The organism is Neobacillus sp. 19, assembly GCF_049463095.1.
In the GTDB taxonomy this organism is placed as follows: domain Bacteria; phylum Bacillota; class Bacilli; order Bacillales; family Cytobacillaceae; genus Neobacillus.
On record NZ_JBMPZU010000031.1, the window covers coordinates 272,299 to 286,725 of the forward strand.

At 42.3% G+C, this 14,427-nt stretch carries 17 protein-coding genes; 13 read left to right on the forward strand and 4 right to left on the reverse strand.

The window, feature by feature from the left end:
* Nucleotides 1-8 precede the first annotated feature (8 nt).
* From sufD to yunB, 9 genes are all read left to right on the forward strand, one after another.
* Nucleotides 9-1,319, forward strand: coding sequence for a Fe-S cluster assembly protein SufD (gene sufD / locus ACO1D1_RS10270; RefSeq protein ID WP_423335867.1), 1,311 nt, complete (start codon nt 9-11; stop codon nt 1,317-1,319).
* The gene (locus ACO1D1_RS10275) at nt 1,319-2,548 is read left to right on the forward strand and encodes a cysteine desulfurase (protein ID WP_149871484.1); all 1,230 of its coding nucleotides are present in this window, start codon (nt 1,319-1,321) and stop codon (nt 2,546-2,548) included. Before sufD ends, ACO1D1_RS10275 begins: the two co-directional genes overlap by 1 nt.
* Entirely contained in the window at nt 2,538-2,975 is a 438-nt protein-coding gene (sufU, locus tag ACO1D1_RS10280) for a Fe-S cluster assembly sulfur transfer protein SufU (protein WP_149871483.1), read from the forward strand. Before ACO1D1_RS10275 ends, sufU begins: the two co-directional genes overlap by 11 nt.
* 49 nt (nt 2,976-3,024) lie before the next feature.
* Nucleotides 3,025-4,422: a Fe-S cluster assembly protein SufB gene (sufB, locus tag ACO1D1_RS10285; RefSeq protein WP_149871482.1), complete on the forward strand. Its 1,398-nt coding sequence runs from the start codon at nt 3,025-3,027 to the stop codon at nt 4,420-4,422.
* A 335-nt stretch (nt 4,423-4,757) separates the two neighbouring features.
* Nucleotides 4,758-5,606, forward strand: a complete 849-nt coding sequence (locus ACO1D1_RS10290; protein ID WP_149872788.1) for a DUF72 domain-containing protein — start codon at nt 4,758-4,760, stop codon at nt 5,604-5,606.
* Between the two features lie 25 nt (nt 5,607-5,631).
* Entirely contained in the window at nt 5,632-6,453 is an 822-nt protein-coding gene (locus ACO1D1_RS10295; protein WP_423335868.1) for a sulfite exporter TauE/SafE family protein, read from the forward strand.
* A 9-nt stretch (nt 6,454-6,462) separates the two neighbouring features.
* Entirely contained in the window at nt 6,463-7,815 is a 1,353-nt protein-coding gene (locus tag ACO1D1_RS10300) for a bifunctional metallophosphatase/5'-nucleotidase (RefSeq protein ID WP_423335869.1), read from the forward strand.
* A gap of 61 nt (nt 7,816-7,876) precedes the next feature.
* Nucleotides 7,877-8,179 (forward strand): YunC family protein, encoded by a 303-nt coding sequence (locus ACO1D1_RS10305; protein WP_149871479.1) that lies wholly within the window; start codon nt 7,877-7,879, stop codon nt 8,177-8,179.
* An 81-nt stretch (nt 8,180-8,260) separates the two neighbouring features.
* Nucleotides 8,261-9,043, forward strand: a complete 783-nt coding sequence (gene yunB, locus ACO1D1_RS10310; protein ID WP_149871478.1) for a sporulation protein YunB — start codon at nt 8,261-8,263, stop codon at nt 9,041-9,043.
* 25 nt (nt 9,044-9,068) lie between these two features.
* Here the strand turns inward: yunB and ACO1D1_RS10315 are convergent, their stop codons facing one another.
* On the reverse strand, nt 9,069-10,031 hold the full coding sequence (locus ACO1D1_RS10315; RefSeq protein WP_223821016.1) for a M23 family metallopeptidase: 963 nt from the start codon (nt 10,029-10,031) through the stop codon (nt 9,069-9,071).
* Between the two features lie 262 nt (nt 10,032-10,293).
* Between ACO1D1_RS10315 and lipA the strand changes: the two genes are divergently transcribed.
* A complete protein-coding gene (lipA, locus tag ACO1D1_RS10320) occupies nt 10,294-11,214 on the forward strand; it encodes a lipoyl synthase (protein WP_423335870.1) in 921 nt (306 codons plus the stop codon).
* A 121-nt stretch (nt 11,215-11,335) separates the two neighbouring features.
* Here the strand turns inward: lipA and ACO1D1_RS10325 are convergent, their stop codons facing one another.
* A complete protein-coding gene (locus ACO1D1_RS10325) occupies nt 11,336-11,968 on the reverse strand; it encodes a YhcN/YlaJ family sporulation lipoprotein (RefSeq protein ID WP_423335871.1) in 633 nt (210 codons plus the stop codon).
* A gap of 117 nt (nt 11,969-12,085) precedes the next feature.
* Here ACO1D1_RS10325 and ACO1D1_RS10330 point away from each other — a divergent pair, with 117 nt between their 5' ends.
* Nucleotides 12,086-12,361: a YutD family protein gene (locus ACO1D1_RS10330; RefSeq protein ID WP_149871474.1), complete on the forward strand. Its 276-nt coding sequence runs from the start codon at nt 12,086-12,088 to the stop codon at nt 12,359-12,361.
* Between the two features lie 29 nt (nt 12,362-12,390).
* On the opposite strand, the gene ACO1D1_RS10335 is transcribed toward ACO1D1_RS10330, so the two are convergent.
* Both ACO1D1_RS10335 and ACO1D1_RS10340 read right to left on the reverse strand, forming a co-directional pair.
* The gene (locus ACO1D1_RS10335; RefSeq protein ID WP_423335872.1) at nt 12,391-12,678 is read right to left on the reverse strand and encodes a cytosolic protein; all 288 of its coding nucleotides are present in this window, start codon (nt 12,676-12,678) and stop codon (nt 12,391-12,393) included.
* 54 nt (nt 12,679-12,732) lie between these two features.
* The gene (locus ACO1D1_RS10340) at nt 12,733-12,999 is read right to left on the reverse strand and encodes a DUF3055 domain-containing protein (protein WP_149871472.1); all 267 of its coding nucleotides are present in this window, start codon (nt 12,997-12,999) and stop codon (nt 12,733-12,735) included.
* 159 nt (nt 13,000-13,158) lie between these two features.
* On the opposite strand from ACO1D1_RS10340, the gene ACO1D1_RS10345 reads away from it, so the two are divergent.
* On the forward strand, nt 13,159-13,596 hold the full coding sequence (locus ACO1D1_RS10345) for a DUF86 domain-containing protein (RefSeq protein ID WP_423335873.1): 438 nt from the start codon (nt 13,159-13,161) through the stop codon (nt 13,594-13,596).
* A 56-nt stretch (nt 13,597-13,652) separates the two neighbouring features.
* Entirely contained in the window at nt 13,653-14,417 is a 765-nt protein-coding gene (locus ACO1D1_RS10350) for a TIGR01457 family HAD-type hydrolase (protein WP_423335874.1), read from the forward strand.
* Nucleotides 14,418-14,427 lie beyond the last annotated feature (10 nt).

Sequence of the window (14,427 nt, forward strand, 5' to 3'; positions counted from 1 at the left end):
GGATTAAAATGACAACAGAAACAAAATTACCATTTGATAAAGGTTTTGTAAGTTCTTTTTCAAAAGAAATGAACGAACCTGCATGGTTTGAAGAGTTTCGTCTAAAGGCATTACAAGATTTCGAACAACTGTCAATGCCTAGACCTGATAAAACGAAAATAGATAAATGGAATTTCACGCAATTTAATCAACATACAGTAAAAAGCGATGGCTTTGCCTCTCTAGCTGACCTGCCGGAGGAAGTAAAGGCATTGGTTGATTTGGAAGCGGGAAGTCAGAATTTGTACATTCAACGAAATCAAACCCCTGCCTTTTTAACTTTATCAGAAGATCTAAAAAGCAAAGGTGTAATCTTCACTGATATTTTCACGGCAGCAAGGGAACACGGGGACTTATTGAAAAAATATTATATGACGCAGGCAATTAACGTGGATGAACACCGTTTGACTGCTCTTCACGCTGCACTTGTAAATGGCGGAGTTTTCTTGTATGTTCCAAAAAACGTAGAAATATCCGAACCGATTCAAGCTGTATATGTACATGATAATAAAGAAGCTAATTTGTTTAACCATGTGATTGTTGTCGCAGATGACAATAGTTCCGTCACATATGTGGAAAACTATATTTCTACAATGGAAACATCGAATACGTTAGTCAACATCTTGTCCGAAGTGATTGCCAATGTAAATGCGAAGATTCAATATGGTGCGGTTGATACATTAGCTAATGGTGTTACCACTTATGTTAATCGCCGCGGTGTTGCAGGCAGAGATGCCAACATTGAATGGTCACTAGGTTTGATGAACGAAGGAAATACGATCTCAGAAAACACCACTAATTTACTTGGCGATGGTTCCAATGGCGATACTAAAACAGTTGTTGTCGGCCGCGGCGACCAAACGCAAAACTTTACTACGAAGGTTGTTCACTTTGGAAAGCATACTACCGGGAATATTTTAAATCACGGGGTAGTAAAGGATAGTGCTACATCCATCTTTAACGGGATCGGTAAAATTGAACATGGTGCCTCTAAATCAGATGCGGAACAAACTTCACGTGTTCTGATGCTCAGTGAAAAAGCACGCGGCGACGCCAATCCTATTTTGCTGATTGATGAAGATGATGTTGTGGCAGGACACGCAGCTTCTGTAGGCCGCGTTGATCCATTGCAGCTGTATTATTTAATGAGCCGCGGAGTTCCTAAACAAGAAGCGGAACGGTTAGTCATTCATGGTTTCCTAGCACCAGTCGTGAATCAACTTCCGATTGAAGGAGTAAAGAAACAGCTTGTCGAAGTGATTGAAAGGAAAGTACGCTAATGAATATCCAGGATATTCGTAAACAATTTCCGATACTCGATCAAGAGGTAAATGGCAAGCCGCTCGTTTATTTGGATAGTTCGGCAACTTCACAGAAGCCGCTTCAGGTAATCGAGGCTGTTGATAAATATTATCGTGAAATCAATTCCAATGTCCATCGCGGTGTTCATACGCTTGGAACTAGAGCTACGGATGCATATGAAGGGGCAAGGGAAAAGGTTCGCAAGTTTATAAATGCGAAATCGACGCAGGAAGTTATTTTTACAAGAGGAACAACCACTTCAATTAATACCGTGGCAGCAAGCTATGCTGCTGCGAATGTAAAAGAAGGCGACGAAATCGTCATTACCTATATGGAGCATCACAGTAATATTATTCCGTGGCAGCAGGTTGCAAGACGGACGGGTGCGCAGTTAAAGTACATTCCATTGCAAGAGGATGGCACCATTTCACTTGATGATGTCCGTGCAACTGTAACGGAAAATACAAAAATTGTGTCTGTCATGCAGGTGTCAAACGTACTTGGCGTGATCAATCCTGTTAAAGAAATTGCCCAGATTGCCCATGAAAATGGTGCCATCATGGTGGTCGATGGTGCCCAAAGTGTGCCGCACATGAAGATTGATGTCCAAGACCTGGATTGTGATTTTCTTGCTTTTTCCGGACACAAAATGTGTGCTCCTACTGGCATAGGTGTTCTTTATGGAAAAAAACATCTTCTAGAAAATATGGAGCCAATTGAATTTGGCGGCGAAATGATTGATTTTGTTCATTTGTACGAATCAACCTGGAAAGAGCTGCCGTGGAAATTCGAAGGCGGTACGCCAATTATTGCCGGAGCGATCGGACTTGGCGCAGCAATTGACTTTTTAAATGAAATTGGTTTAGACAATATTGCCGAGCATGAACATAAGCTTGCTGCCTATGCATTAGAAAAAATGTCAACCGTTGAAGGAATGACCATTTACGGACCGCATGATGCAGCCAAGCGTGCAGGACTTGTGACGTTTAATATTGAAGATGTCCATCCGCATGATGTGGCAACCGTATTAGATGCAGAAGGAATTGCTGTACGTGCCGGACATCATTGTGCACAGCCGCTGATGAGATGGCTGAAAGCTTCAGCTACAGCGCGAGCAAGCTTCTATTTATATAATTCTGAAGAGGATATTGATAAACTCGTTGAAGGGCTTGTCAAAACAAAGGAGTATTTCAGCGATGTCTTCTAATTTAGATGCACTTTACCGAAGAGTGATTATGGACCATTATAAAAAACCCCGCAATCGCGGTGTGTTGGAAGATGGAAGTCATACCATTAACATGAACAACCCAACCTGCGGTGACCGGATTCAATTGACATTTAAAGTGGAAAATGGAATCGTTGAGGATGCAAGATTTGAGGGCGAAGGCTGCTCGATTTCAATGTCATCCGCCTCAATGATGACGCAGGCAATCAAAGGGAAAAAGGTCGAAGATGCGATCCAATTATCACATATTTTTTCTGAAATGATGTTAGGCAAAGAGCCAGACGATTCGATTGATTTAGGTGATATTGAAGCACTTCAAGGTGTAGCCAAATTTCCAGCCCGCATCAAATGCGCGACATTAGCGTGGAAGGCGATGGAAAAAGGCTTGAAGGAAGAGGAACAACAATAAAACGCTGGGGTGCTCTAGCCCCATCGTTTAAGAATGGAGGAATACGACGATGGCTAAAAAGATGCCTGAGATCGGTGATTATAAATATGGTTTTGCCGATAAAGACGTTTCCATATTCCGATCAAAACGTGGATTAACACGTGAGATTGTTGAAGAGATTTCAAAAATGAAAAGTGAACCGCAGTGGATGTTAGACTTCCGCTTAAAATCACTGGAGCATTTTTACAAAATGCCAATGCCGCAATGGGGCGGAGATTTAAATTCATTAAACTTCGATGAGATTACCTATTACGTTAAGCCGTCTGAGAAGTCTGAGAAATCTTGGGATGAAGTGCCGGAAGAAATTAAGGCAACCTTCGATAAGCTGGGAATTCCTGAAGCTGAGCAAAAGTATCTTGCCGGGGTTTCGGCTCAATATGAGTCCGAGGTTGTTTACCACAACATGAAGGAAGACCTAGAAGAATTAGGTATAGTCTTTAAGGATACCGATTCTGCCTTACGTGAAAATGAAGATATTTTCCGTGAACACTGGGCAAAGGTAATTCCACCAACTGATAACAAATTTGCGGCACTAAACTCTGCAGTTTGGTCAGGTGGATCGTTTATTTATGTACCGCCTGGTATAAAAGTAGATACTCCATTACAGGCGTATTTCCGAATTAACTCCGAAAACATGGGGCAATTCGAACGGACGCTGATTATCGTTGATGAGGGCGCGCATGTCCATTACGTTGAGGGCTGTACCGCTCCGGTTTATACAACGAACTCCTTGCATAGTGCGGTTGTTGAAATTGTCATTAAAAAGGATGCTTACTGCCGTTATACAACGATCCAAAACTGGGCAAACAACGTGTATAACCTTGTAACAAAACGTGCTGTCTGTGAAGAAAACGCAACGATGGAATGGATTGACGGTAATATCGGTTCTAAATTAACGATGAAATACCCAGCGGTTATTTTAAAAGGTGAAGGCGCCCGCGGCATGACGTTATCCATCGCGATTGCCGGTAAAGGCCAGCACCAGGATGCCGGAGCAAAAATGATTCACTTAGCTCCAAATACATCTTCCACTATCGTTTCGAAATCCATTTCGAAGCACGGCGGGAAAGTAACTTACCGTGGGATCGTTCAGTTTGGCCGAAAAGCCGATGGCGCCCGTGCCAACATTGAATGTGATACGTTGATTATGGATAATCAATCAACATCTGATACCATTCCATACAACGAAATCCTAAATGACAATATCTCTCTTGAGCACGAAGCGAAAGTTTCGAAAGTATCTGAAGAGCAGCTCTTCTACTTGATGAGCCGCGGTATTTCAGAACAAGAAGCTACTGAGATGATTGTAATGGGCTTCATCGAGCCATTTACAAAAGAACTGCCAATGGAATACGCCGTCGAAATGAACCGTTTAATCAAGTTCGAGATGGAAGGATCCATCGGTTAATATCGTTGAAAAATTTCCCCGCTTGCTGCGTTAGCAGGCGGGTTTTTGCGTTGCAGATGTGATTTACTGTCGTTTGAGAAGAGTTTACTGTTGGATAGAGGCGGCTTACTGTCATATAAGGTTTATTTACTGTCGGATAACACAAATTACCTGTCAATTGGAAAGGTTACTGTCGGATAACAGTTGGTTACTGTCGAATAAGATTTGTTCACTGTCGGATAACAGCAAATTACTGTCGTTATCCTTTCCAATATTAAAAGGAAGCTTCGTAAATCGAAAAATCTAGCATCTTCTAAAATTGGTTATGCTATTATTAATAAATGGAGGTGAGCTTCTTGATCTATATTGGTGTAACGGGTTGGGGAGACCACGACAGCTTATACCCCAGTCACACGCCCTCACGTGATAAACTTAAGGAATACGCAGGTCATTTTCCGACCGTTGAAGTCGATACCGCTTTCTACGCCATTCAGCCAAAAAGAAATGCTGAAAAGTGGGTCAGTGAAACGCCAGAGAGCTTCCAGTTTATCGTAAAAGCCTATCAAGGGATGACAGGTCACCAACGTGGCGAAATCCCATTTGAAAGCAAACAAGCGATGTTCAGCGCCTTTAAAGAGTCATTGGAACCATACATACAACAAAATAAATTAGCCATGGTCCTGTTTCAATTTCCGCCGTGGTTTGCCTGCAAACGAGAAAATGTAGATTATTTAAGATGGTGTAAACATGAAATGGAGGATATACCCTGTGCATTGGAATTTAGGCATCAATCCTGGTTTGCACCTCAATATCGCCGCCAAACTCTTGATTTTATGAAGGCAGAGAAATGGATTCACAGCATTTGTGATGAACCTCAATCCGGGGAAGGGTCTGTCCCAACAGTACTGGAGACGACTAGTGCTAGTCAGGTACTTGTTAGATTTCACGGCCGCAATGTTCATGGCTGGCAAAAGCGAAACGCCGAAAACTGGCGCGAGGTCCGCTATCTTTATCGCTATAATCATCAAGAGCTGGAAGAGTGGGCCAAACGCGTCCAATGTTTAGCGCAACAAACCACTAACATCTATCTCCTGTTTAACAACAACTCCGGCGGCGACGCGGCGGACAATGCCAAAGAAATGATGAAACTTTTACATATTGAATATGAAGGGCTCGCTCCAAGGCAGCTGGATTTATTTAATTAGACATACACTAGAAGGTGAAAACAAAATGGAATGGATTATTTTAGTTTTAGTAGGGCTGGTTGCGAGCTCACTAGGCTCGCTGATTGGCATGGGGGGAGGCATCATTGTTGTCCCTGCTTTGCTGTACTTAGCAACCTTGTCAACATTCAGCCACCTGACACCGCAGGTAGTAGTCGGGACATCTCTCTTTACGATGATTTTTACCGGGCTATCCTCTACATTAGCCTACATGAAACTTAAAACGGTTGATTATAAAAGTGGATTAATATTTCTGATTGGCAGTGGGCCGGGGAGCATCCTTGGTGCATGGGTAACGGAAAAATTAGAGTTGCACTCTTTCAATATTTATTTCGGACTATTTATTCTGTTTGTCTCGATTGTAATGGTCGCTAAGGATAAATTAAAGCCTCTGCCGTATCGGAAAGATAAGGGAATTGTCCGGAGCTTTACCGACAATAGCGGGAAAACCTTTGACTATGGTTTTAGTCCGATTCTAGCCGTCGTCATTTCCTTCATTGTCGGCTTTTTATCAGGGATTTTCGGGATTGGCGGCGGCTCGCTGATGGTGCCAACGATGATCTTGCTATTTTTCTTTCCGCCGCACGTGGCAACGGCGACATCGATGTTTATGATTTTACCAACATCGATCTTGAGTTCCATCACCCATATCACCCTGGGGAATGTGGATTGGCTTTATGCATTGGCACTGATACCGGGGGCATGGATTGGCGCGAAGGTTGGCGTGCTTTTAAATTCCAAATTAAAGAGTAAAACCATTGTTATGATTATCAGAATTATCCTTGTGGTGGTAGCCGTTCGCTTAATTTATCAAGGGATTACAGGGTAAGGTAGAAAAATGGAAACCATACATCTATACCATACAAATGATTTTCACAGTCACTTAGAACATTGGCCGCGAATACAGCAGTTTCTTTTGCAGAAAAAACAATTACATCAGCAGCAAGGTGAGGACGTCTTTCTCTTTGATATCGGCGATTTCATTGACCGCTGGCATCCGTATACGGAAGCAACGAAAGGGAAAGGGAATATCCCCCTGTTAAATGAGTGCCAGTTTACCGCGGCTGCGATAGGGAATAACGAAGGAGTAAACCTTCCTTTTGACGATTTAGATCAGCTTTACAGCGATGCTGAGTTCGATGTTCTTGCTGCAAACTTTTATTACCAAAATGGCAGTTATCCGCAATGGGTAAAACCCTATAAGATCTATCAAACACAAAAGGGAACTCGACTGGGCGTAATCGGTCTTACCGCACCCTTTACACATCTATATGATTTGCTCGGGTGGAGGCTGACAGATCCAATCTCCGAGCTTAAAAAATGGCTTGAACCGCTAGAAAAAGAATCGGATTTCATTATCTTGCTGTCCCATCTCGGCATCCATGATGATGAACGGATTGCAACAGCATTCCCGGAAATCGATGTTATTTTAGGAGCTCACACCCATCACTTTTTTGAAAAAGGAAAGCTTGTCGGGTCTACACTTCTTGGGGCTGCAGGAAAGTACGGTTTTTATGTTGGCAAGATGACAATTCACCTTAATGAACAAAAGGCTGTCACTCGTAAGGAGGCACTTCTTTATGACTTTAATGATCTTCCAATTGTTCCAAATGAACAGGAACAAATTATTGCTTTTTTAAACAAAGGGAAGGATCTGTTAAGCCATAAGGTCACAACCCTCAGCGAGCCATTGCTGCACAATCCATTTCAGGAAACCAATTTTTCACGTTTGTTATCGAAGACATTAAGAGAATGGTGCCGGGCAGACTGTGCAATGATTAATGCGGGGCTTCTTTTAGGCACATTATCTGAAGAGGTGACAACATACGATTTGCTCGAGGTTTGTCCACACCCGATCAATCCGTGTGTAGTCGAATTGACGGGAAAAGAATTATTGGAGATCCTATCTCAAACCATGGACGAGAGCTTACATCACAGGCAAATAAAAGGCCTCGGTTTTAGAGGGACCGTTTTAGGAATATTTGTTTATGATGGAATTTGCTTTGAGAAAAATAAAATTTTCATTCAGGGCAGCGAATTAAAGCTGGACAGCAACTATACATTAGCTCTCCCCGATATGTTTACTTTTGGCCATTTTTTCACAGAAGTACTGCCGCAGAAGCAGAAGAACTATTTTCTGCCGGAATTTTTGCGTGATTTATTGAAATGGAAGCTTGAGATGCCAACCTAGCCCATCACGAATTTTCCTTCGCAAACATACTGTGATAGTGAGGAAAGGAGTGTGGGACCCTTTGATTGAGCTTTCACCAATTGAAATTAACGGCCATACTTTCGTGGCTGTGACAGTTATACTACCAAAAACCACCCTTTTAACGGTGTCAAATGATAAAGGCTATATTATGTGCGGTGCTTTAGATGTTGGCCTATTAAATAAAAAATTAAAGGATCGCAAAATCATTGCCGGCCGGGCTGTCGGCGTTCGAACGATTGATCAGCTCCTAAATGCCCCTTTAGAGTCAGTAACTGTAGAGGCAGAAGAATTAGGGATTCATCAGGGGATGATCGGAAAAGACGCCTTGCTAAAAATGGTTTAAAGCTTGCTAAAAAAGCAGGCTTTTTTTCATGGGCTAGTTCATCTCTTCTTAGCATACACATAGCATGAAGGGGGGATTTCTTTGGCAAAGTTCCGACGGCGGCGATTTTTCAAGCGTGGGCCGCTGCCATTCCGATATGTGATGCTGCTGACTTTCGTCTTTTTCCTATTCTCTACTGCTGCCAGTTTGATGCTGGTAAACAAGGGAATTGAGCCGGCCTTAATGAGATATGCGGAATCAGAAACCCGTAATATTGCATCCCTTGTCATTAATAGAGCCATTACGAAACGTACTACCAATGTGGGGGAAAATAATCAGGTTATTAAAATAACGGAAAGCAGTGATGGAAAAAAGCAAAACGCCGAATTGAATACAGATTTAATCAATCGGGTGTTAGCAGAAACCACTGCCCAAATTCAAAAGAATTTAAAAACAGCAAAGAAGGGGGATATCGCCTTATTAGAATCAGATGTGGAAATTGAAACAGAAAACACCGGTAAAGAAGATGGAATTGTTTGGTATGTGCCATTAGGCCAGGCCACCAATATTTCATTATTAGGGAATATTGGACCTAAAATTCCGGTTAAATTCCATGCGATTGGTGAAGTGGAGCCGGATGTTCATATTGAACCAAAACAAATGGGAATCAATAGTGTCTGGATCCAGGTCTCTGTTGAAATCGAAGTATCAGTCCAAATTATCACTCCATTTGCAACAAAAATTACCAAGTTAAAACAAAGCATTCCGGTTGGGGGAAGGTTGGTAGAAGGAGAAGTTCCGCAATTTTATAACAGCGGCGGCGGTATCACGCCATCCATTCAGTTACCGGAAAAGAAAACAGATACGAAAAAATCAGGAAATTAAAAGGACTATCCTCCAAAGGACAGTCCTATTTCCGTTTCATATTCATTCGCTCCAGGCGTTTCCATTTTGCTAAATGCGGGTACGGGTCAAATGACCATTCCGTTATCCCATTGTCCTTATACATTCCGTAATGTAAATGGGGCGGGAATTTCCCGGAAGTCCCCGGCGGACCGTATCCGGAGCTGCCAACACCGCCGATGACCATGCCGGGCTCAACGATTTGACCAACCCTTAAATCTTTGGCAAACCCACTTAGGTGGGCTAAGTAATGATAGGTGTTATTGATATCGCGGATGCCGATTCTCCAGCCGCCGAACTTGTTCCAGCCCTTCATTTCAATAATTCCATAGCTTGTCGCACGGACCGGTACCCCGTAACCAGCGAAAATGTCCGTTCCTTCATGCATCCTTCTTCCGCCCCAGCCGCGTGCATCCCCCCATGTACTGCGATAACTGTGATTGCTGTGAAGAGGCACAGGGAAGACTTGTTTATCTAAATCAAGACGGCCGAAATGCCGATAAATTTTCGCCTTACCGGCAATAATACTTACCGTTTTATCACGATGATAGTAATTCCATAACCCGATTTTTATATTCTCATGATCTACACCATATGAAAGAAGATAGTTGGCAAACGCATATAAAACATCCTCATCACTCTTCAAGCTCGCTTTTCCATCCCCGTCGCCATCGACACCTATTCCATTAAAAAATTGGATAATAGCCGGATTTTCTTCCGATGGGTTTGGATTTGTTAAGCCTGCCCATTGGCCCGGCTTGAAATATATCGAAATGGTACTTTCAGGCTTTGGCAAATCGCGACGTGCAAAACGGATACTTCTTTCATATTGATCAATGGCCGCTAAATAATACCAAGGAATCTGAGTAACTGTTTCCATCTTTTTATATAGCTTCATTCTTTCCTGATAGGGATCAGGTTCTTCTTTTGCGTGAGCATCCCTGACAGACAATGGTGAAGTTAAGAGCATAAGGATCGTTCCAATTATGAGAACAGCCCGCAACAGAGATCCTCCTTCCAATTAAGGTACAAAGTTAGTTTATGATTATTAGTCCATTTCATTAGGGTTAATAATTGGTAATCGAAAACGGAATCATTAAACTACGGGAAAGGATCAGTAAAAAAGACATGATCTTAATAATTTGATTCCTTGTCGTTCCTATTCCAGTATGATAAAGTGACATCAGAAGAGGTTTCACTTTATCATACTGGGATTTCAAGGAGTGTAAAAATTGAGCCAAAAAGAAGAAGTTTTACGTAAGCCGGAATGGCTAAAAATAAAGTTAAACACGAATGAGTCTTATACGGGTTTAAAAAAAATGATGCGCGAAAAAAATCTTCATACGGTTTGTGAAGAGGCCCGCTGCCCTAACATTCACGAATGCTGGGCGGAAAGACGGACGGCGACATTTATGATTCTGGGAGATACTTGTACGCGTGCCTGCCGCTTCTGTGCCGTCAAAACAGGGCTGCCAACAGAGCTTGATTGGCAGGAGCCGGAAAGAGTAGCGGACTCTGTTCAATTAATGAACTTGAAGCATGTGGTCGTGACGGCAGTAGCCCGGGATGATTTAAAGGATGGCGGGGCAGCTGTTTTTGCGGAAACAGTAAGGGCGATTCGCCGGAAAAATCCATTTACAAGTATAGAAGTTCTTCCTTCTGATATGGGAGGCAAGGAAGAAAATTTACAGCTGTTAATGGATGCGAAACCGGATATTTTGAATCATAACATTGAGACAGTTAAACGGTTAACACCAAGAGTAAGAGCACGTGCTAAATATGACCGGTCGCTTGAATTTCTTCGCCGTGCCAAAGAAATGCAGCCAAGCATTCCCACAAAATCAAGCTTAATGATTGGTCTTGGGGAGACAAAAGAAGAAATCCTGGAAGTCATGGATGATTTAAGAACAAATAACGTTGATATCATGACCATTGGGCAATACCTGCAGCCGACCAAGAGTCATTTAAAGGTGCAAAAATACTATAGCCCGGATGAGTTTAATGAATTACAGCAAATTGCGATGAGTAAAGGCTTTAGCCATTGTCAAGCAGGCCCTCTTGTCCGTTCATCCTATCATGCCGATGAACAAGTCAATGCTGCTGCCAAACACAAACAAATGCTTGGAGAAACAGAAGTAAAAAAAGAAGCGTAAAAAGAGTTCAGCCCCGGCAATAAAGGGCTGAACTCTTTTCTTTAACCGATAGGAAAGTGTAACTTTCCTATTAGGCATAAGTGCAACTACGCCTCTGTCTTCGCCAAACGGCAAGTTTTCTTTAGCGATTGCGCATATGGTCACTCTGAGTCATACCATTGGCATCTTCGTTGGAATTTACAGCAGAACCTTGTGGAGACTTTTTCATTTGCTTGATCAGCCCATTGACCACATTACGGGCATTTCTGCTATTTGAATCGGTATTAGCCAAATTTTCAACATCACGCATCAAGACTTTATTGTCAGTGACATACACATGGTAATATCTAGGTACCACTGATATCGCTGTCCGCTTCACCTGGTCTGCAGTTAAGTTGCGGTCCTTTGAATTGGTATCATAGGCAATTAACACTTCTTGATCTGTGACAAGTGTTGCAACATCATTTACGTTAGGAATACTTGTGCTTTGCTTGCTAATAATGTTAGCGACCTGCTCACGATCAAGTGCCGTATAGTGATTATTTCCCATATTATCATTCGCCACCGGACTTTTTTGGTGGCGGACAAAGCCATAATTGTCGCTGACATTACGAATTCCCCGACCGGCTTCTTCATTGTATAGTTCATGTCTTTTGTTATTGACGTTAATGGTATTACCGCTTTCCTCGTATATATCGTTGCTGGCAGTATCCTTTGAGCACCCTGTTAAAGCGGTCATCGTACATAATCCAGCGATTATGATAAATTTTTTCAATTAAAAGCACCTCCTTTTATTAGAATAGCCAAAGGAAGGATTTTTTTTCTTAGTAATTGATGGGGAATCGGTTATAATGGGTATTAGGTATTTGCTGGGCAAATGAGGTGAAATAGGATGATTGTGGTTAACAATACCGGATATGAAATTCTGCAGGAATATCGTGACGCGTATAATGAGGAAGCATTTAAAGCAAGGTACAGTGATATTTTATCGAGGTACGATTATATTGTAGGCGATTGGGGCTATGGGCAGCTTCGCCTGAAGGGTTTCTTCGACGATCAAAACCAAAAGGCTACATTTGATACAAAAATAAGCACACTGAGTGAGTACCTCTATGAATACTGCAATTTCGGCTGTGCCTATTTTGTTTTGAAAAAGGTAAAAAAATGAGAAGGTCAGGTAACCCTGAACCTTCTTTTTTATGCCTCCGAATAAGGCTCTTGTATATCTGTATCCGGGTCATCATGTGGCGGATGTGCACCTTCCATCTGCCGCGGTAAATCCTGATGCAGTGATTTAAATTCATAATTAAAAGCACTGTATTTCCGCTGTCCCTCTTTCCAAGGAGTACTCTTATTTTGCACTGGCTCGTCTTTTCTGATGGAGGAACCATACGCGCCTTCTGGAAACTCCTGGGCAGTGAGGAAATTTTGTTGTTGTTCAACCGTTGATAATTCTGTATATTTTTCTGAGTCCTTATTACCCATGCTTTCACTCCTTTACCCTTTAGTATTTCAAAGAGGGTGAAAAACATGTGAGGATCAAATGATTTCAGTTAAAAAACTGCGCAGTTCTTCCGCATCTTGCTCATTTAATTGAAAGGCAAATTCTAAGTATCCCTCTTCCTCCAAATCGTCCTGGCCGATAATGGCAAACCGATTTCCCTGGATATCAAGAACTAATGACTTTCCATAATGGCGATTCGTTTGAACAATCGCTAAATCGAAGCGCTGGTTTTCACCAACAAAACTGACAAATCTTGTTTTTGTATCTTCCGTATCATCGTATAAGAAAAAGCGTTCAGTCATGAAATGGTCTCCTTTAAGGTGTTCACTATTTTTCCATCTTCTTTATAGTATCAAATTTCAGGCCATGTTTCACTGATTTCTGCTGGGGAAAAATACGAACCATAGAAGGATTGTGTTACAATAAAAATGAAAGGGACTACATAGAGGGAAGTGGGCTAGATGTATTTTGTTGACAGAGAAAGAATTGAAGCATTCCTCCAATATTTAGAGACAAAAGTTAATCTTTTTCACGAACAAAAGGATTGGTCAACACCAATAGAAAAGACGGCATTGGAGCGTTTATGTCAAATGATGCTTGAAGCAGTATTGGATGTCGGAAATGACATGATTGACGGCTTTATTATGCGGGACCCAGGCAGCTACGAGGACATTATCGATATTTTAATGGATGAAAAGGTCATCACAAAGGAAACGGGAGAAGCATTTAAAAGCCTTATTCCATATCGGAAAATGCTTGTTCAGGATTACATGGACGTTGATCATCGTGAACTTCAGGAGCAATTTGCTAAGTACCTACCTGAATTCGGCCGTTTTTCGGAGAATGTCCGTGAATACCTTACAAATGAATTAGGACCGGTGTCTGCATTTAAAAATTGACCGTGATACGGTCTTTTTCTGTTTAACGGGAAAGATATAACTTAGGGGTGATAGCCATGAGAAAATATAAAGGTTATTTGATTGACCTAGATGGAACGATGTACAAAGGAACAGAGCGGATTGAAGCCGCGTCACGTTTTGTCCAACAGCTGCGTGATCAAAAAATCCCTTATTTATTCGTCACGAATAATTCTTCGCGAACACCGGCGCAGGTGGCCGAAAAACTGCTCAGATTTGACATACCGGCGGACGAAAAGCTTGTATTCACCACAAGTCAGGCGACGGCCAATTATATAGTTGAACGAAAGAATGATGCATCAGTTTATGTGATTGGCGAGGAAGGAATCCGGTCTGCGATTGAGGAAAAAGGACTGAAATTTGCCGGAGAAGACGCCGAGTTTGTTGTTGTAGGAATCGACCGTGCGATTAGCTATGAAAAGTTGGCGGTTGCCTGCTTAGCTGTCCGCAATGGTGCGGTATTTATTTCAACCAATGGGGATATTGCCATTCCAACGGAGAGGGGACTGCTTCCGGGCAATGGATCGCTGACATCCGTGATTACGGTTTCCACACAGACAAAACCGATTTTCATCGGCAAGCCTGAATCGATTATTATGGAACAAGCCCTAAAGGTATTAGGGATCGCGAAAGAAGAAACCCTGATGGTTGGCGATAACTATGATACCGATATTGCAGCAGGAATGAATGCCGGAATGGACACGCTCCTTGTCCATACAGGGGTAACCACGAAGGAATTGCTTGCCGGCTACGGCCGTAAGCCAACCTATGCTATTGATACTTTGGATCAATGGGAATGTTAAAAAGGATGGA